This is a genomic window from Streptococcus sp. 22.1, from assembly GCF_016648645.1.
In the GTDB taxonomy this organism is placed as follows: Bacteria; Bacillota; Bacilli; order Lactobacillales; family Streptococcaceae; genus Streptococcus.
On sequence record NZ_JACLQK010000003.1, the window covers coordinates 26,041 to 44,899 of the forward strand.

15 protein-coding genes are annotated in these 18,859 nt (G+C 38.2%); 11 read left to right on the forward strand and 4 right to left on the reverse strand.

Going from position 1 to position 18,859, the window contains the following annotated elements; all coding sequences use genetic code 11:
* The first annotated feature begins 9 nt into the window (after positions 1 to 9).
* From H7U04_RS01925 to htpX, 6 genes are all read left to right on the forward strand, one after another.
* Positions 10 to 1,704, forward strand: coding sequence for a DUF2075 domain-containing protein (locus H7U04_RS01925; RefSeq protein WP_073950179.1), 1,695 nt, complete (start codon positions 10 to 12; stop codon positions 1,702 to 1,704).
* A gap of 162 nt (positions 1,705 to 1,866) precedes the next feature.
* Positions 1,867 to 2,766: an Rpn family recombination-promoting nuclease/putative transposase gene (locus H7U04_RS01930; RefSeq protein WP_110980983.1), complete on the forward strand. Its 900-nt coding sequence runs from the start codon at positions 1,867 to 1,869 to the stop codon at positions 2,764 to 2,766.
* Positions 2,767 to 3,271: 505 nt separating this feature from the next.
* Positions 3,272 to 6,844: a YSIRK-type signal peptide-containing protein gene (locus tag H7U04_RS01935; RefSeq protein ID WP_311633147.1), complete on the forward strand. Its 3,573-nt coding sequence runs from the start codon at positions 3,272 to 3,274 to the stop codon at positions 6,842 to 6,844.
* Positions 6,845 to 6,990: 146 nt separating this feature from the next.
* Complete coding sequence (locus tag H7U04_RS01940; protein ID WP_201042896.1) at positions 6,991 to 7,992, forward strand: DNA/RNA non-specific endonuclease; 1,002 nt, start codon at positions 6,991 to 6,993, stop codon at positions 7,990 to 7,992.
* 150 nt (positions 7,993 to 8,142) lie between these two features.
* Positions 8,143 to 8,703, forward strand: coding sequence for a LemA family protein (locus H7U04_RS01945; RefSeq protein ID WP_002884070.1), 561 nt, complete (start codon positions 8,143 to 8,145; stop codon positions 8,701 to 8,703).
* Position 8,704: 1 nt separating this feature from the next.
* Positions 8,705 to 9,604, forward strand: a complete 900-nt coding sequence (htpX, locus tag H7U04_RS01950; protein WP_002890638.1) for a zinc metalloprotease HtpX — start codon at positions 8,705 to 8,707, stop codon at positions 9,602 to 9,604.
* Between the two features lie 50 nt (positions 9,605 to 9,654).
* Here the strand turns inward: htpX and H7U04_RS01955 are convergent, their stop codons facing one another.
* The 4 genes from H7U04_RS01955 to H7U04_RS01970 form a co-directional block, all read right to left on the reverse strand.
* The gene (locus tag H7U04_RS01955) at positions 9,655 to 10,302 is read right to left on the reverse strand and encodes a metal-dependent transcriptional regulator (protein WP_201042897.1); all 648 of its coding nucleotides are present in this window, start codon (positions 10,300 to 10,302) and stop codon (positions 9,655 to 9,657) included.
* Between the two features lie 79 nt (positions 10,303 to 10,381).
* Positions 10,382 to 11,308 (reverse strand): metal ABC transporter substrate-binding protein, encoded by a 927-nt coding sequence (locus H7U04_RS01960; protein ID WP_037600444.1) that lies wholly within the window; start codon positions 11,306 to 11,308, stop codon positions 10,382 to 10,384.
* Positions 11,309 to 11,327: 19 nt separating this feature from the next.
* Positions 11,328 to 12,167 (reverse strand): metal ABC transporter permease, encoded by an 840-nt coding sequence (locus tag H7U04_RS01965; protein WP_002884063.1) that lies wholly within the window; start codon positions 12,165 to 12,167, stop codon positions 11,328 to 11,330.
* Positions 12,157 to 12,885 (reverse strand): metal ABC transporter ATP-binding protein, encoded by a 729-nt coding sequence (locus H7U04_RS01970; protein WP_002890643.1) that lies wholly within the window; start codon positions 12,883 to 12,885, stop codon positions 12,157 to 12,159. Before H7U04_RS01970 ends, H7U04_RS01965 begins: the two co-directional genes overlap by 11 nt.
* A gap of 289 nt (positions 12,886 to 13,174) precedes the next feature.
* Here H7U04_RS01970 and H7U04_RS01975 point away from each other — a divergent pair, with 289 nt between their 5' ends.
* From H7U04_RS01975 to sodA, 5 genes are all read left to right on the forward strand, one after another.
* Positions 13,175 to 13,648, forward strand: coding sequence for a substrate-specific component CbrT of cobalamin ECF transporter (locus H7U04_RS01975; RefSeq protein ID WP_021147012.1), 474 nt, complete (start codon positions 13,175 to 13,177; stop codon positions 13,646 to 13,648).
* Positions 13,645 to 14,040 (forward strand): DUF4430 domain-containing protein, encoded by a 396-nt coding sequence (locus H7U04_RS01980; RefSeq protein ID WP_070438914.1) that lies wholly within the window; start codon positions 13,645 to 13,647, stop codon positions 14,038 to 14,040. Before H7U04_RS01975 ends, H7U04_RS01980 begins: the two co-directional genes overlap by 4 nt.
* Positions 14,041 to 14,213: 173 nt before the next feature.
* Positions 14,214 to 17,036: a phosphoenolpyruvate carboxylase gene (ppc, locus tag H7U04_RS01985; RefSeq protein WP_002890650.1), complete on the forward strand. Its 2,823-nt coding sequence runs from the start codon at positions 14,214 to 14,216 to the stop codon at positions 17,034 to 17,036.
* 67 nt (positions 17,037 to 17,103) lie between these two features.
* On the forward strand, positions 17,104 to 18,138 hold the full coding sequence (holA, locus tag H7U04_RS01990) for a DNA polymerase III subunit delta (RefSeq protein WP_073685349.1): 1,035 nt from the start codon (positions 17,104 to 17,106) through the stop codon (positions 18,136 to 18,138).
* Positions 18,139 to 18,233: 95 nt separating this feature from the next.
* Positions 18,234 to 18,839: a superoxide dismutase SodA gene (gene sodA / locus H7U04_RS01995; protein ID WP_060972751.1), complete on the forward strand. Its 606-nt coding sequence runs from the start codon at positions 18,234 to 18,236 to the stop codon at positions 18,837 to 18,839.
* Positions 18,840 to 18,859: the final 20 nt, after the last annotated feature.

Consider the following 18,859-nt stretch of genomic DNA (forward strand, 5'->3'; position numbering starts at 1 on the left):
TGGTGGAAGATGGACATAGAATTATATTTTGAAGATAAAAGCTTTATCGAGCAGAATTTCGAATTGAAAGAATTTAATCTAATTTCAACGAGTTACATTAAAGATTATCCAATATTATATATTTTGTATAGGGATAAATCCGAAGCTTATATTGGTCAGACGACGAATGCAAGAAATCGTATGAAGAACCACTTAAAGAATCCAGTTAGACGAAAACTTAAGAGGGTTCTATTAATAGGGCATGATAAATTTAATCAGTCTGCAACATATAACATTGAGACTAATCTAATTAACTATTTTTTGGCAGATGGAATTTTTAAATTACAAAATAAAAGTCAAGTTTCTTCTAATCAGGTAATTCATAACTACTATCAGAAGCAATATTATAATGAAGAGGTCTTTCAAAAACTTTGGGACAAGTTAAGGCAAAAAGGTCTCGCTAGGAATAGCAGTGATGTTATTCAAAATAAAGATGTGTATAAACTTTCACCTTTTCATCAATTATCAGATAGTCAATATGGAGTTAAAGAACAAATCATTGATTATTGTCGTAGAAATTTGAAAAAACTAAAAGAAGGTGAACACAAAGTTTTCTTAGTTAAAGGAGAGGCTGGTACAGGAAAGAGTGTTGTATTGTCTTCTCTATATAACGATCTTTGTAATTTATCAAGTGATAAAGATGAAGGAGATAAAGAGTCAGGATTATATAAAACAGTTAATCGTTTATTGGTGAATCATTCGGAGGTTTTAAAAACCTATCAAACTATGTCCAAAAGTTTGCCTAATATGAAGAAAAAAGACATTATGAAACCAACATCCTTCATTAATAGTGTTGATAAGGAGAAAATTACCAAGAGTGATATAACATTAGTAGATGAGGCCCATTTACTTTTAACTAGTAGAGATGCGTATAATGGGTTTCATTATGAAAATCAGTTAGAAGAAATTATTAAACGATCAAAGATTACTATTGTTATTTTCGATCCTAAGCAGGTTTTAAAATTGAAATCCTATTGGGATGAACAGACAATGGATAGCATTATGTCTAAATATGATACTGAAACTCTATACTTAAAGGAACAGTTTCGAATGAATGCTTCAGATGAAATTATTGAATGGATTGATAATTTTGTTGAAAAGACAATACTACCCTTGCCTAAACCAACAGAAACTTTTGATTTTCAAATTTGTAAGTCTTCTCAAGAACTTTTTGATAAAATTACAGAGTTAAATAAAAAAGATAACTTATCTCGCTTGGTAGCTACATTTGATTTTACTCATAAGAAAGATGGAGAAGAGTACTACGTAGATGAAGAGGGAATTAATTTACCTTGGAATCTTGCGACTAAAGGTGTTTGGGCTGAAGATCCTGAGACGTTAAAACAAGTTGGGTCAATTTATACTGTTCAAGGATTTGACCTAAATAATGTAGGTGTTATTCTTGGTCCATCTGTTAGTCTTGATGAGGAAACAAACTCCATAAAAATTTTACAACATAAATACAAGGATAAAGGAGCCTTTCAAATTCCGCAAGAATTTGAAAAGAATTTTTCTAAAGAAAATGCAGATTCATACAAAGAAGAAATAGTATTAAATTCAATCAATATTCTTATGAAAAGAGCTATAAAAGGCTTATATATATATGCTATTGATAGTAAACTTAACGACTATTTACTGAAATTGAAAAGAGATATGAAATTATAAAATTCACATGCTTCACCGTCTTCATGGAACTACTCCAGAAGCAGACGAAGAACTCAAGGCTTTTGTGAAAGCATTTAAGGGGTAGTTGCAAGCTTTCATTTACTTTTTCCGAATAGTAGAAGTAGAGGGGCCAACCCTCTATTTTTTCTTAAGGAGAGGTAAATGGAAAAAAGACACAAGCATGTCTCACCGACCTTGGATATCATGGCTAAGAAGATTTTCAGCCTGCCTGAAGTGACGGTGGCATTTATTCGAGATATTTTGGATTTGGATGTTGTGGATGCTCAGATTTTGGAGGGGACACAGCTTCATAAAAAGGACTTTGACGAGGATGAGCTCTTTTCAACCTCGGTGGATGTTCGAGCTAAGTTGAATGATGGAACTGAGGTTATCATTGAGATTCAGGTGCGTAAGCAACATTATTTTCTCAATCGTTTTCATTATTATTTGGCTAACCAGCTGGTGGAAAATGTGCAACAATTACGTCAACAAGGACAGACGCATAAGATGTATGAGCAGATGGAGCCGGTCTATGGTATAGCTATCTTGGAGAAGACCTTGTTGCCAGATGAGGAGTCCCCGATTAATACTTATTGGATGGCAAATAGTCGGACGGGCAAGCCTTTGTGTTCTTTCTATAAGGATGGGAAACGGCAAAACCTTCTTCAGATTGCCTTTTTAGAGTTGGATAAGTATAATAAAGGTAAACATATTACGGATGAAGGGCGGCAGTGGCTAGAGTTTTTTGGAAATCTCCCATTTTCTAAGGAACCTAGTCAAGCGGTCACGCATGCCGATTCATTACTGGATTCATCCAGCTGGACACAGGAGGAAAAGGCGATGATTGATGAACGCATACGTATTCAAGAAAATTATGACATGACTATGGAAACAGCTATCGATGAAGCACGTGAGGAAGGTTTGGAACAAGGGTTGGAACGAGGCCGTCATGAGGGACAATTAGAACTGATTCGCAAGATGCTCTCAAAAGGCCTGTCACTAGAGGCAGTATCAGATGTTACTGGTTTATCGGTTGAAGAACTAGAGACATTGTTATCGTAAGAATCAGTTAGGAATAAATATTTATTTGAAAAGTCAGAGGCAGTTTTTGTCTCTTTTTTTATTTTTGGGTATTTAACATTTGTAATACTAAAACATTCGGAAAATAATACTTTGAATCGTAAAATTAAAAAAGACTGTCAAACGTTTGACAGAAATCTGAGAAAACAGATTTAAAACAATTTGATTGTTTTAGCCGATAGATCTTGCTAAATAAGGATTGGAGGGAAATTAGATGTTTGTCTTTCTTACACGTGAAAGAAATTACCTTTTTGTGCGACATTTTTAGACTATAATTTAGAAATGAATAACTGAACTTTCTAATATGACATTTTTGTTAAGGCCTTGTTAAAATGGATTACTTAGCCTTTTATTTTGTGTTCTCATGACTTATAATTTGTTTTGGTTTGTTTTGGATTAAAGAAACAACAGCATCATTAAGTACATCAAATATTTAAGAGTCTCTGTTTTTAGTTCGAGAATAGCTTAAAACTAAAATGGAGAGATTGTGAAAAAAAGTATCGGGAGAATTAACTTGTTTAGAGAAAGTAAAACAAAACCAAAGTACAGCATCCGAAAATATTCCATTGGGGCAGCATCGGCTTTGATTGGCTTCATGGCCCTTGCCAATGGGCAAGCAGTTCAGGCTGACGAGGCACAATCGATTAGTGACTTGACTGATGCTTCAAATCAAGCGCAGGCCCCTCAAGCGGTTTCAACAGCTCAGTTGGCGACTTCAGAGCTAGCATCAGAGAGTGTGCAAGCTTCTCAGCCTGCCAATATTATGCCGTCTCAACCTCAGGTAAGGACTGTTCAAGCAGCTGAGCAGACTCCGACCATCGATCAAGTGATTGAGACAGGCACCTCTCAAAATCAAGGAACGTCAGCAAATGTCTTAACCAATGCGACTGAGGGTCAAGGACAAGGCAAGGAGTATAACACAGATGCCTACGGTGCCAAAATGCCTTACACGACTCATGAAGCAGAAAATGCGACTATCGAAAATGGAGCTACAATCCAACAGTCAACTGACATGGAATCTACGGCCGTGGAAGCGACGAACCAAACTTATGTCGAGCTTCCTAAAAAAGATGCAGCAGTTACTTTCAATGTCACCGAGCCAGCCAATGCTTTGAATGTGCGTTATACAATACCTGATGGTGTATCAGGTCAGTTGGATGTGCAGGTTAATGGTTCAAGCGTTGGTAATCTTGATTTGTCATCTCACTCAGCATGGCAGTACCTTAAAGGTGACCACGAATATGATCAAGTCGTTGATGGATCAAGTGCACGCTTCCGTTTTGATGAGACACGTCTTCTCCTCAAGGACATCCAATTGAAATCTGGTGATAAGATTTCTTTGGTTAAGAAGAAAGATGACAATGTCACTTATGGTATTGATTTTATTGAGCTAGAACAGGCTCCAGCGCCAGTTGCCCAAGGTGAAAATAGCATCAGTATTGTGGATAAGGGTGCATCTGCCAATGATGATAGTGATGACACAGCTGCCCTACTTGCGGCTGTTGAGGAAGCTAAAGCTAGCGGAAAATCTGTCTATATTCCAGAGGGACGTTTCAATTTCGACAAACAAGTTAATATCGAAGCTGATAATCTAAAAATTTCAGGTGCTGGTGTTTGGCATACACAACTGCACTTTACAAGTGATAAACGCTATGGTGGTGGAATTGTCTTCGGTCATAATAGTAATGGTATTGAGTTGAGCAATCTTTATATGGATTCCAACTTGACCTCTCGTTATAACGAGGATGCACAGTACAAGGCTATTTCGGGAACACTTGGCAAGGATTCGAAAATTCATGACATCTGGGTTCAGCATTTTGAAGTTGGTATGTGGATTGGAGACTACGACCAGACGGGAAATATGAAGTATACGGACGGTCTTGTTATTGAAAACGCTCGTATCCGTAATAACTTGGCTGATGGTATTAACTTTGCTCAAGGAACCAAGAATTCAACGGTAAAAAACTCTAACATCCGTGGGAATGGTGATGATGGTTTGGCTATCTGGTCAAGTATTTCAGATGGGACAAATGCCGCAGCCGAGGAAAATAATAAATTCCTCAACAACACCATTGAATCAGGCTGGCGTGCGGCTGGTATCGGTATTTTTGGTGGTAAGGGTCATGAAATCTCAGGAAACCTCATCAAGGACGTCTTTGCTGGAGCAGGTATTCGTGTGAACACAGTCTTTGCAGGTCACAATTTTGACCTCAATGATTCTGGAATTAAGATTCATGACAATACCATTCTACGTTCAGGGACAACTAATGACCTCTATAACCTCCATCGTGGTGCGATTGATTTCCAACAAGTTCGTGGAACAATCAAGAATGTCGATGTCTACGATAATAAACTATTGAATACCTTGGCTGATCCAGTGATTACTAAAAACTTTGAGATGGGTGACAATGGTAATGGAGAAATCCGTATATCAAATAATACGATTGACAATAAGGCGACGATTGTTGGAGCTGTTTCAACAGTTTCTCCAACAAAGTCTGAGCCAAAGCCAGTCAATAATCCAGTCTCTGAGACTTCAGCATCAGAAACACCAAAGAGTGAAGCAGGATCAAGCACCCCAGTTTCCGAAGCATCAAACAGTGAAGTGGCATCTGAGACTTCAGCATCAGAAACACCGAAGAGTGAAGCAGGATCAAGTACCCCAGTTTCTGAAGCATCAACTAGTGAAGTGGTATCCGAGACTTCAGAATCAGAAACACCAAAGAGTGAAGCAGATTCAAGTACTCCAGTCTCTGAAGCATCCAATAGTGAAGTAGTTTCCGAAACTTCGGCATCAGAAACACCAAAGAGTGAGGAAAGCTCATCAGCCCCAGTTTCCGAAGCTTCAAACAGTGAAGTAATTTCCGAAACTTCAGCATCAGAAACACCAAAGAGTGAAGTGGGTTCAAGTACTCCAGTTTCTGAGACATCAACTAGTGAAGTAGTTTCTGAAACTTCAGCATCAGAAACACCAAATAGTGAGGCAAGTTCAAGCACTCCAGTTTCTGAAGTATCAAACAGTGAAGTAATTTCCGAGACTTCAGTTTCTGAAGCACCGAAGAGTGAAGCAAGTTCAAGCACTCCAGTTTCTGAAGCCTCAACTAGTGAAGTGATCTCCGAGACTTCAGTTTCAGAAACACCGAAAAGTGAGGCAAGTTCAAGCACTCCAGTTTCCGAAGCATCCAACAGTGAGGTGATTTCCGAGACTTCAGTTTCAGAAACACCAAAGAGTGAGGGAGGTTCAAGCACTCCAGTTTCTGAAGCATCTAACAGTGAAGTAGCTTCCGAGACTTCAGTTTCAGAAACACCAAAGAGTGAAGCAGGTTCAAGCACTCCAGTTTCCGAAGCATCTAACAGTGAGGTGGTTTCCGAGACTTCAGTATCAGAAACACCAAAGAGTGAGGAAGAATCAGTAGCTTCATCTACTAGTCAGGTTGACGTAGCAATTACTTCTGATAGCCCAGAGAAATCTCCAACTTCAGAAAGCACACAAAAAGATCCGATAAGTGAGGTTTCTTCAGAAGTTATTGAAAAAGGTTCAACAAGTCAGGTCGATGTCAAAGTTTCTGAATCTCCAACAACAGCACATACATCTGAAGTTGTCAGCATCGCACCAAATAGTCAGGTCGCTTATAAAAATGACCTAATAATTCCTGTAACAAGCAGTCAGCTCGCCTCAGAAGCTATTCGCTTTAATTCTCTTTTGAATGAGAAGTCTGTGGATGTGATTGCAAGTAAAGTTATGGCGGTTATGGCCTCTGAAACATTAGCCTCAGAAGCGGCATCACTTACAAGCTCTGAAGGTGTTGCCAAAGAGATTAGCAGTGATTTGTCAGAATTGGCGGAAAACCAGAAGGATGACACACCTAAGAATGTCGCCCGTATTGATAAAGCAACTGAGGCTAAACAGGTGGCCAAGAGTTCTGAAAGCCAAGCTAGCACTTCAAAAGAAAAAGGTAAGTCTAACACGACAACGGTCTTCCTTCTTGTCGGAGTTGCTGCGGCACTAAGTATATCTACAGTTTACCTTACAAAACAAGGTAAAAAAGCAGGTAAATAATAGGAAAGAAGCATCCAAGAAAATGGATGTTTTTTGTTTTTTAAGCAAGTTCTAAGATGGCTAATATCATTATTCTTTATTTTTAATCATCCACTTTGATTTGGTCCTGTATAATTAAAGTGATAAAAAATTAAGGAGTTAAGATAATGAAAGAAAAAAGAAATAGTAGGATTCGTTTATTTGCTCTTCTTGTTTTAGTATTTACTTTAGGTTTAGGATTTTCAATAGATACTAGCAAACAATCGTTGACTGTAAGCTCTCAAGTAGCTCAAGCGGATGAGAACAACGGTATATTAGCTTTTAATGGTCAAAAGCAGTTTGTCATGGAGGAAAAGGACCAGTTAGGACGTGCCCACAGTGCTCATATACAGTTACAAGATAAGGACGAGCCAAAGAATAAACGCCCCGGTAAAATAAAATATGATCCTGTAGGATGGCATAACTATAAGTTTTATTATGGTGATGGTAAATCAAAATCTTGGTTAATGAATCGAGGACATTTGATTGGCTATCAGTTTTCTGGTGTCAATGACGAGGGCAAGAATTTAGTACCTATGACTGCCTGGTTGAACTCTGGAAATTATAAAGGAACTGACGAAGGTAATCAGTCAGGCATGCTTTATTACGAGAATCGCTTGGATAACTGGCTGGCACTCCACCCTAACTATTGGTTAGATTATAAGGTAACAGCTATCTACAGTGGAGACGAGTTGTTGCCTCGTCAAGTGGAACTTCAGTATGTTGGTATCGATAGTTCTGGAAATCTCTTGGAAATTAAACTTGGTGGAGATAAGGAGACTCTTGATAGTCAGGGAGTTACACATGTTGTCTTAGATAACCAATCACCAAATGCAGAAATCAATTATGCAGATGGGACAGCAACAAATACGGTAACTGAATTTACTGAAGCACCATCTGAGCCTAGTTCTGAGAGTTCACAGGTGACTGAACAACCAAGTTCTGAACCAGAGCCTGTGCAACCTATACAAGAAGAGAATAGAACAGTTTATGTGGCGCGTCATGGAACAGCAGATGTTTATTGGTATGACATCAATAGTATGCCTAGCAACACCAACAAAGCAAATGTCGTTACTATGACAGAAGCAGATGCCCTAGCCCAAGGCAAACGACACACGTCTAAAGAGTAATAAAAAAAAGCTGGACAAGATGTCCAGTTTTTTTGTAAAACGACTCACATTTTACCACTTTTATCTGAAAATTTGATATACTGAGACTATCAAAATACTTGTAAGAGAAGTCGTACCGACTCTTTTTAAGTATAAGAAAGGAAACTAAATATGATTTGGATTATTATTGCCATTATTGTTGTTCTTGTGATTTTTGTTATTGCAAGTTATAACGGCTTGGTTAAAAGCCGTATGCAAACCAAGGAGGCATGGAGTCAAATTGATGTTCAATTGAAACGTCGTAATGATCTCCTTCCTAACTTGATTGAAACAGTTAAAGGTTACGCTAAATATGAAGGTTCAACGCTTGAAAAAGTAGCAGAACTTCGTAATCAAGTTGCAGCTGCGACTTCTCCTGCAGAAGCTATGCGTGCCAGTGATGAATTGACTCGTCAGGTTTCTGGAATCTTTGCGGTAGCTGAAAGTTACCCTGATCTTAAGGCTAGTGCCAACTTCAGCCAGCTTCAAGAAGAGTTGACGAACACTGAAAATAAAATTGCCTATTCGCGCCAACTTTATAACAGTGTGACAAGTAACTACAATGTGAAATTGGAAACCTTCCCAAGCAATGTTATTGCTAAAATGTTTAGCTTTAAGGCTGCTGAATTCCTTGAAACACCAGAAGAAGAAAAAGCTGTTCCTAAGGTTGATTTCAGTGGACTAGGTAACTAATATGTTATTTGATCAGATTGCTCGAAATAAGAGAAAGACTTGGCTTTTGCTCCTGGTCTTTTTCCTCTTGTTGGGCCTTGTTGGTTACGGTGTCGGCTATCTTTGGTTAGGTTCAGGCTTCGGTGGTCTGATTCTTGCTCTAGTTATCGGTTTTATCTATGCCGTTACCATGATTTTCCAATCAACCAATGTCGTTATGGCTATGAATGGTGCACGAGAGGTTGACGAACAAACCGCTCCGAACCTTTATCATGTTGTTGAGGATATGGCTATGGTGGCACAAATACCGATGCCACGTGTCTTTATTGTCGATGATCCTTCAATGAACGCTTTTGCGACTGGATCAAGCCCTAAAAATGCTGCTGTAGCTGCTACAACAGGTCTTCTTGCGGTTATGAATCGTGAGGAACTTGAAGGAGTTATTGGACATGAAGTGAGTCATATTCGCAACTACGATATCCGAATCTCTACCATAGCAGTTGCCTTAGCATCTGCCATTACCATGCTAGCTGGGATGGCTCGTAATATGATGTTCTGGGGTGGAGGGCGTCGTAGAAATGATGATGACCGTAATGGAAGTAGCGGTTTGGAAATTATTCTTCTCATTATTTCTTTGATTGCCATTATTCTGGCGCCTTTGGCAGCTACCTTGGTTCAGTTGGCTATTTCACGCCAGCGTGAATTTTTAGCTGATGCTTCTAGCGTCGAATTGACACGTAACCCACAAGGTATGATTAACGCTCTGCTCAAACTTGATAATAGTGCGCCAATGCAACATCATGTGGATGATGCTAGCGCAGCCCTCTTTATCAATGACCCTAAAAAAGAATCTGGTTTGCAGAAGCTCTTTTATACCCACCCCCCAATTTCAGAACGGGTGGAACGCTTGAAACAAATGTAAAAAAAGTGAGGCTGATGACACTTCTAAGTGTGTTCATCAGCCTCGCTTTTTTAGTTTGATTCAATATAAAGGTTGCTAGCAACAGTTTCTGGAATTTGAATTTCTTTTCCATCAATATTCAGGCGGTATAGTAGTGTAAAAGGGTCAAAGCCTTCAAAGGTAAAAGGTGTTCCAATTTTAAGACCGACAGTCTTCAAATAATGGAGTAGATCAATTTGATCTTGAACTCGACGAAGGACATAGTCTCCAGGAGCAAGGTCTTGTGTAAAAGTCTGGTTGTAGATTTCCTCTATGAGCTGACCTGATTTAGGAATCTGCCCACCGTGTGGACAGGTTTGAGGGTAATTGAGTAGGCGGTCAAGGGCATTGATAAAGTGATCAGAGACAGTATGCTCTAAAATTTCTGCCTCTTGATGAATTTGATCACAAGTGTATTGCAAGTGGTCCACCAAAAAGGCTTCGATGAGGCGATGTTTCCGATAGAGTTCAGCAACGTTGATTGTACCTGTTTCCGTTAGGAGGTAGCCCTTGGCTTTATCTTTGATGATAAGGCCTTCTGAAATCAATTTCTTAATCATTTCTGTCACAGCAGGTGGAGACACCTGCATGCGGTTCGCAATTTCCTTATTACTAATTTTGCCTTCTTCAGTACCAATCTCATAGATACATTTGAGGTAGTCTTCTTTATTAGGTGTCATGTCTCTTCCTTTGAAAATAGTCTCATCTTAGTATAACAGATTTATCAGAAGAATACAGAAGATATCTTAGATAAGATTTTTACTGATTCAAGCCTTGGGTGATTTTATCCAGATTATATTTCATCATGTTGTAGTAGCTGTCACCGTTTTGCCCTTTTTCAGCAATAGAATCTGTAAAGATCTTTGCATAGATAGGAATATTGGTATCCTTAGATACTGTTTTCATAGGGCGTTCATCGACACTAGATTCGACAAAGAGAGCTGGTACCTTTGTTTGACGTAGTTTTTCCACGAGTGTTTTGATTTGGTCTGGTGTGCCTTCTTCTTCTGTATTGATTTCCCAGATGTAGGCAGATGGTACGCCATAGGCTTTTGAGAAGTATTTGAAGCATCCTTCACTAGTGACAATCAGTTTTTTCTCATCGGGAATCTTGTTAAATGTTTCTTTAGCTTCTTGGTCCAGTTTACTAAGTTTGTCAGTATAAGATTTTAGATTCTTTTCGTAGTAGGTCTTGTTTTTAGGGTCCTTAGCAATCAGTTGCTTGGCAATATTTTGAGCATAAATAATCCCATTTTCCAGATTAAGCCAAGCGTGGGGATCTTCCTTACCTTTTTCTGATTGACCTTCAAGGTAAATTACCTTAACACCATCACTAACTGCAAAATAATCTTTATTTTCTGTCTTATGAGCATTCTTGACTAACTTAGTAAACCAAGCATTTCCACCAGTTTCTAAATTGATACCGTTGTAAAAAATCAAGTCAGCTTGCGATGTCTTCTTTACATCATCAGGAAGGGGTTCGTATTCGTGAGGATCCTTACCAACGGGGACAATACTGTGGAGAGTGATTTTATCTCCGGCAATATTTTTGGTGATATCAGCAATAATGGAATTGGTCGTAACGACTCGTAATTTATCCTTGTTACTGCCTTGTTTATTGGTACAAGCTGTTAGAGTAACTACCGCTAAAAGTAGTAGTACTATTGTTGATAGTATTTTTTTCATATTATTTTCATCCTATTTTTTATTGTTTAGAAGTTTTATTCATGCCACTTTGTTTTGGGGCGATGAAAAAGCTGATGAGAAAGAGTAGAGCAGACGTTAATACAATGCTCGAACCAGCTGCAATATTAAAACTATAGCCGATAAAAAGACCTAGAACAGATGCCAGAGCCCCCAATCCTGATGAGAGAAGAATCATTGTTTTTAGGCTATGAACATAAAGGTAGGCAGTGGCAGCCGGTGTAATTAAAAGTGCCACAATAAGAATAGTGCCAACACTCTGCATGGCAGTTACAGAAACCAAAGTTAGAATAACCATAAGTAAGTAGTGGTAGAAGGTGACCTTAACTCCCATAGACTTGGCCAAAATTGGATCAAAGGATGTTAGGAGTAGAGGGCGAAAGAAGATTGTAATAGTTGCTAGTACGAGAAGTGAAACGATAATCGTTATCCACATATCCATGTCTTGTACAGCTAGAATATTCCCGAAGAGAATATGAAAGAGATCTGTGGAACTATTAGCAACACCGATGAGAATAATACCGAGAGCTAGAAAGCTCGAAAAGGTAATCCCAATTGCTGTGTCACTCTTAATAATGGAATTGCTTTTGATATAGGTAATCATTGTAGAAGCTAAAAGTCCAAAGATGATAGCTCCTATGAAAAAGTTAATACCCAAGATAAAGGAAATGGCTACCCCAGGTAGAACCGCATGTGAAATTGCATCACCCATAAGTGACATACCTCTTAGAATAATAAAACAACCAACAGCACCCCCGACAATTCCAATAACTAAAGCCGTTATAAGAGCATTTTGTAAGAAGTGGAAATTTAGCAAACCATCAATAAATTCAGAAATCATTTACATCTCCTTTATAAAATAAACTGTTACCGTAGGTTTTACGGAGATTATCCTCATTAAAAACAAGATTAGTAGGCCCACTAGCAATCAGTTTACGATTTAGGAGGATAACTTGGTCAAAATAATGAGGAACTTTGCTCAAATCATGGTGGACAATAAGAATAAGCTTACCTTTGTCCCTAAGTTCTCTCAAGGTGTTCATGATAATATCTTCGCTAACAGAGTCAATCCCTACAAAGGGTTCATCTAATAAAATAATATCAGCCTCTTGTACAAGACAACGAGCGATTAGAACACGTTGAAATTGGCCTCCTGATAATTGGCTTATTTGTCGATGGGCCAAATCATTTAGACCAAGTAGTGTTAAAGCATCTGTGACCTTAGACCAATCACTCTTAGATAGACGTTTAAAGAACTTGGTTTTGGGATAGAGTCCTAGAGAGATGCATTCTCTGACAGTAATCGGAAAGTTAAAATCAATATCAGCCTTCTGTGCAACATAGGAAATACGATTCAATTGCTGACGAATCGGTTGTTTATTGAAAAGGATTTTTCCAGAGTGAGGAATAATACCAATTAATGCTTTAATTAGAGTTGATTTACCAGCACCATTTGGTCCAATAATTCCAGTAATACTAGGTCCCTCCAAGTTTAAGGTGATATTATCCAGAGCTAATGTCTGTTGGTAAGACACATTAATATTTTCAATTTGAATCATTAGCTACCTCCTTGAGTTTAATATACTTTAAAACAAAAATTAAGTCAAGTTAACTTTTATAATTAATTGAACTTAATTATTTACTGTTATCAAGATGACAGAGGATAGTGAATGAGAGAACACTTTTTATATCAAATATTCAGCCTGCTCAAACTGTTTGATATTTGGGAGAGGCAACAAGGAATGTTATTTTCTACAATTTGTACGATCTTACTCTGTATTTCAAGAAATCTTTAGTTTTTATTTTGAAAAACTAGTCATATTTCCTTATTTCTGGCATAATAGATGTATGAAACTAACGATTCAACGAATGGCTCGGATAGCCATTCTGTCAGCTCTGGCAGTAGGATTGCGGTCAGCATTTATAGGATTGCCAAATATTCAGCCTATTACAGCTATGTTTTTTGTGGCTGTTCTTTACTTGGGTTTGGTAGATGGTCTGTTGATTATGGCTTTAACCATGTCCATCTCAGGATTCATCTTTGGTTTTGGTCCTTGGGTCTTTAATCAGATTCTGGCCTTCGGCGTCTTGATGGCTCTTTGGAGTTTGATTGCACCTAGGTTGTCACTTGTTTGGCAGATTGCTTTGGTAACTCTCTTGTCCTTTCTCTATGGGGTTCTCATGGATTATAGCTATGGCCTCCTATTTAGAAGTGGGATTACCTTTGTTATTTCTGGTCTGCTTTACGACACCTATCATGCAGTATCGACGCTTCTATTCTATCCATTCATCCAGTCTATTTTTAGGAGGTTTTTGAAATGAAAAAATTATTGACCTATATTTTTCTTGCCGTATCACTTGTTACTTTAGCAGCCTGTGGAAAAAATGAGGCAGCTAAACTTACTAGCAGCACAAATAATCATCAGTCTAAGGTTCAAGGTCAAGTGACTTTGATTTTGAAAACAGATAAGGAAAGTAAGAAAAAATCAGTAGAAATCCAAAAAGGTGATACAGTACTTGATGTCTTGGAAGAAGTATATCCTGTTCAAGAAAACGATGGCTTCATCACTGAGATCGATGGTATTTCTCAAGATAAAGATAAGGGAATCTATTGGATGTTTGATGTCAATGGTAAACTTGGTGAAAAAGCAGCCAACCAACTTAAGGTTGAAGATGGCGATGAAATCAAATTCTATCAAGAAAAGTATAATTAAGATTCTGAACTCTGTTTCAGAGTCTTTTTTATAAAGTTCGGAAATAGCCTTGAAAATTTGTTTGAAAAAGTCGGAAAATTGCAAAATAACTGACGATTTAAAGGAAAATAGTTTACTTTTGTTTTAAAAGTGATATGATAAGAGGGTACTACATAAAGTAAGGAGAATAAGGTTTGGCTTTTAACAAATTGGAAAGCAGTAACAACCAGGAAATCATCTCTGAAGAAGTTGGTATCTTGAAAGAATTGTTGGATGATGCAACACGAGGCATGGCTGGAGAGCAAGGTCTCACAACTATCCAACATTTGGTTGAACTTTATGATGAAGGTGACTATGTGGCCCTTACACAAGCCATTTCAGAAATGACAAATGACGATATGGTCGTTGCATCACGTTATTTCTCTTTGTTACCTCTTTTGATTAATATCTCTGAAGACGTGGATTTGGCTTATGAAGTCAACCACAAGAACAATATTGATGAATCTTATCTAGGTAAGTTGTCTGAAACCTTTGATGTTGTCGCTGAAAGTGAAAATGCACGTGACATTCTTGAACATGTCAATGTCGTGCCGGTATTGACAGCCCACCCAACTCAGGTTCAACGTAAAACCATGCTTGAATTGACTAACCACATTCACGAACTTCTCCGTAAGCATCGTGATGTTAAGGCTGGTCTTATCAACAAGGATAAATGGTATGCAGATTTGCGTCGTTATGTAGAAATCATGATGCAAACAGATATCATTCGTGAGAAAAAACTTAAGGTTAAAAACGAAATCACTAACGTTATGGAGTATTATAACTCCTCATTGATTAAGGCGATTACGAACTTATCGCATGAATTCAAACGTTTAGCGGTTGAAAAAGGTATCAAACTTGACAATCCAACACCTATTACTATGGGGATGTGGATTGGTGGTGACCGTGACGGGAACCCATTTGTAACAGCAGAAACTCTTAAACTTTCTGCCACTGTACAAAGTGAAGTTATCCTTAACTACTATATTGAAAAAGTTGATAATCTTTACCGTTCGTTCTCCCTCTCATCACGCTTGACTGAGGTTTCAGATACAGTAGCAGAGATGGCGAAACATTCTCCAGATACATCTGTTTATCGTGAAAATGAACCTTACCGTCGTGCTTTCAGTTACATCCAGTCTAAGTTGATTCAGACACTTCTTTTCTTTAAAGAAGGAAACTTTAGCAAGGAAAGAGTTGCTAAACGTCTTTCTGAAAATGTTCGTCTAGGCTCAGCTTCAACGGGTGAAGTAGTAGCTGATTATGTGCAACAACGTCTCAGCCAAAGTCTTCAAGCTGTCTCACAACAAACGACTGAATTTTATGAAACAGCTGAGGATTTCCATGATGATCTTTTGGCAATCAAAAATTCACTTCTTGAAAACGACGATGCTGTCTTAATTTCAGGTGATTTTGAAGAGCTTCTCCAAGCTGTAGAAGTCTTTGGTTTCTATCTTGCTACAATCGATATGCGTCAGGATTCAAGCGTTCATGAAACTTGTGTGGCAGAATTGCTTAAGTCTGCTAATATTGTTGATAACTATAGTGAATTGACTGAGGTTGAAAAGGTTGCGGTTCTTCTCAAAGAATTGCAAGAAGATCCTCGTACTTTGTCATCAACTAATGTGCCTAAGTCAGAAATTCTTGAAAAAGAATTGGCAATCTTCCGTACAGCTCGTCTCTTGAAAGACTATATTGGTGAAGATGTCATCAAACAACATATCATTTCTCACACTGAGAGCGTTTCTGATATGTTTGAGTTGGCTATCCTTCTTAAAGAAGTTGGCTTGGTTGATACAGAACGTGCGCGTGTCCAAATCGTTCCACTTTTTGAAACTATCGAAGACTTGGAAAACTCTAATGATATCATGAAACAATACCTTGGTTATGATATCGTTAAACGTTGGATTAAAAATAGTAACAATTACCAAGAAATCATGTTGGGTTACTCAGACTCTAACAAAGATGGTGGTTACTTGTCATCTGGTTGGACCCTCTACAAGGCTCAAAATGAATTGACTAAGATTGGGGAAGAGCGTGGTATTAAGATTACCTTCTTCCATGGTCGTGGTGGTACTGTTGGTCGTGGTGGTGGCCCATCATATGATGCCATTACTTCTCAACCATTTGGTACAATCAAAGACCGTATCCGCTTGACTGAACAAGGTGAGGTTATCGGTAATAAATATGGCAACAAGGATGCTGCTTACTACAATCTTGAAATGCTTGTTTCAGCTGCTCTTGACCGTATGGTGACACGTCAAATTGCCGATCCAGAAGAATTGGTTGATTTCCGTGAGGTTATGGACGGAATTGTTCACGATTCAAATGTTATTTATCGTGACCTTGTCTTTGGAAACGAACATTTCTATGATTACTTCTTTGAAGCAAGCCCTATTAAAGAAGTCTCAAGTTTGAATATCGGTTCTCGTCCAGCGGCTCGTAAGACTATTACTGAGATTTCTGGTCTGCGTGCGATTCCTTGGGTATTCTCATGGTCACAAAACCGTATCATGTTCCCAGGTTGGTATGGTGTGGGTTCTGCCTTTAATCGCTTTATCCAAGCTGAAGAAGGCAACCTCGAGAAACTTCAACATATGTTTGAAACATGGCCATTCTTCCGTTCACTTTTGTCAAACGTAGACATGGTGCTTTCAAAATCAGATATGAATATCGCCTTCCACTATGCACAATTGGCAGAAAGTGAAGAAGTTCGTAGTGTCTTCAATATTATTTTGGATGAGTGGCAGTTGACTAAAGATGTCATTCTTGCGATTGAAAAACATGATGGCTTCCTAGATGAGAGTCCGTCACTTAAAGCAAGTTTGGACTTCCGTTTGCCATACTTCAATGTCTTGAACTACATCCAAATTGAATTGATTAAACGTCTTCGTAACAATGATTTGACCGATGACGAAATTAGCCTTATTCACATTACCATCAATGGTATTGCAACAGGTCTTCGTAACTCTGGTTAATCAAGTAAAGTTCATCACTTTAGTGGTGGGCTTTTTGTTATGAGAAAATTTCTGTTATAATAGGACCATGATTGCTATGGAAACGATTGAAAAGCTGTCCAAAGAAAAGCTTCCCATGATAACTGTCTTGGCTGGTGAAGATTTAGGGCAGTATAGTCAAGCTAAAGAAAAATTTTTAAAACAAATTGGTTTCGATCCCAGTGACTTGACCTATTCTTATTTTGATATGTCAGAGACTGATTATCATGATGCTGAGCTCGATTTAGAAAGTATGCCTTTTTTTGCAGATGAGAAGGTGGTCATTTTTGATCATTTCGCAGATATGACTACTGCTAAAAAGTCGTATCTGGATGAGAAAGAGTTGAAGCGTCTTGAAAATTATCTTGAGTCTCCTGTTGAAACAACTCGTCTTGTCTTAATGTCTGCAGGAAAGCTAGATGGAAAGCGTCGTTTAGTCAAACTTCTCAAACGTGATGCCATGGTGCTTGAAGCTAGTCCTTTAAAAGATGCAGAACTTAGAACCTATTTTCAAAAGCAGGCGCATCAAGAGGGGCTTACTTTTGATACAGGAGTTTTTGAGGAACTTTTGATCAAGTCAAATTTTGATTTTTCAGATGTTCAAAAAAACTTAGCTTTTCTAAAGGGATATAAAACTGAAGGGAATATCTCATCACAGGACATTGCGGAGGCCATTCCGAAAAGTTTGCAAGATAACATTTTTGATATGACGCAACTTCTTATACGAGGACAGATTCAGAGCGTTCGTGAATTGGTTCATGATTTACGGCTGCAGGGTGAAGATGAGATTAAGTTGATTGCTGTTATGTTGGGACAGTTTCGTACCTATTTACAGGTTAAACTTTTATCTGCTCAAGGTAAAAGTGAGCAGCAAATTGTTTCAAGTCTCTCAGATTATCTAGGGCGTAAAGTTAATCAGTTTCAGGTTCGTTTCGCACTGAGAGATAGCCGTCCCTTATCAGTAGCATTCTTAAAGATGACGATTAAGATTTTAGTAGAGACAGATTACCAGATAAAAACAGGAACTTTAGATAAAGACTACTTGTTTGATTTAGCACTTTTAAAAATTCTATCAAACCGCTAGAGGTTTAGAGTTTTCTATGATTTTGTAAGCAAAATTTTTGAAAGCTCTACCACTTTGCGGTAAAATGAAGAAAAAATGAAAAGAGGACCTTTACTATGGCAATTATTCTTCCAGACCTTCCTTACGCATATGATGCTTTGGAACCATACATTGATGCTGAAACAATGACTCTTCACCACGATAAACACCATGCAACTTATGTAGCAAATGCTAATGCTGCTCTTGAAAAACACCCAGAAATTGGTGAAGACCTTGAAGCACTTTTGGGTGATGTGGAACAAATCCCAGCTGATATTCGTCAAGCACTTATTAATAATGGTGGTGGACACCTTAACCACGCACTTTTCTGGGAACTTTTGTCTCCTGAAAAACAAGAACCAACTGCTGAAGTAGCAGCTGCTATTAACGAAGCTTTCGGATCATTTGAAGCCTTCCAAGAAGCTTTCACAGCAGCAGCAACAACTCGTTTTGGTTCAGGTTGGGCATGGCTTGTTGTTAACAATGAAGGTAAACTTGAAGTTGTTTCAACTGCTAACCAAGACACTCCTATCTCAGACGGTAAGAAACCAATCTTGGCGCTTGATGTTTGGGAGCATGCTTACTACCTAAACTACCGTAACGTACGTCCAAACTACATCAAAGCTTTCTTTGAAATCATTAACTGGAATAAAGTTGCTGAGCTTTATGCAGCAGCTAAATAAGTTTAAAATTATCCTCACTA

Bases quoted from the DNA above. Each gene is read 5' to 3' on its own strand.
- H7U04_RS01925 (WP_073950179.1), top strand. From the start codon at position 10: ATGGACATAGAATTATATTTTGAAGATAAAAGCTTTATCGAGCAGAAT.
- H7U04_RS01930 (WP_110980983.1), top strand. From the start codon at position 1,867: ATGGAAAAAAGACACAAGCATGTCTCACCGACCTTGGATATCATGGCT.
- H7U04_RS01940 (WP_201042896.1), top strand. From the start codon at position 6,991: ATGAAAGAAAAAAGAAATAGTAGGATTCGTTTATTTGCTCTTCTTGTT.
- H7U04_RS01945 (WP_002884070.1), top strand. From the start codon at position 8,143: ATGATTTGGATTATTATTGCCATTATTGTTGTTCTTGTGATTTTTGTT.
- htpX (WP_002890638.1), top strand. From the start codon at position 8,705: ATGTTATTTGATCAGATTGCTCGAAATAAGAGAAAGACTTGGCTTTTG.
- H7U04_RS01955 (WP_201042897.1), bottom strand. From the start codon at position 10,302: ATGACACCTAATAAAGAAGACTACCTCAAATGTATCTATGAGATTGGT.
- H7U04_RS01960 (WP_037600444.1), bottom strand. From the start codon at position 11,308: ATGAAAAAAATACTATCAACAATAGTACTACTACTTTTAGCGGTAGTT.
- H7U04_RS01965 (WP_002884063.1), bottom strand. From the start codon at position 12,167: ATGATTTCTGAATTTATTGATGGTTTGCTAAATTTCCACTTCTTACAA.
- H7U04_RS01970 (WP_002890643.1), bottom strand. From the start codon at position 12,885: ATGATTCAAATTGAAAATATTAATGTGTCTTACCAACAGACATTAGCT.
- H7U04_RS01975 (WP_021147012.1), top strand. From the start codon at position 13,175: ATGAAACTAACGATTCAACGAATGGCTCGGATAGCCATTCTGTCAGCT.
- H7U04_RS01980 (WP_070438914.1), top strand. From the start codon at position 13,645: ATGAAAAAATTATTGACCTATATTTTTCTTGCCGTATCACTTGTTACT.
- holA (WP_073685349.1), top strand. From the start codon at position 17,104: ATGATTGCTATGGAAACGATTGAAAAGCTGTCCAAAGAAAAGCTTCCC.
- sodA (WP_060972751.1), top strand. From the start codon at position 18,234: ATGGCAATTATTCTTCCAGACCTTCCTTACGCATATGATGCTTTGGAA.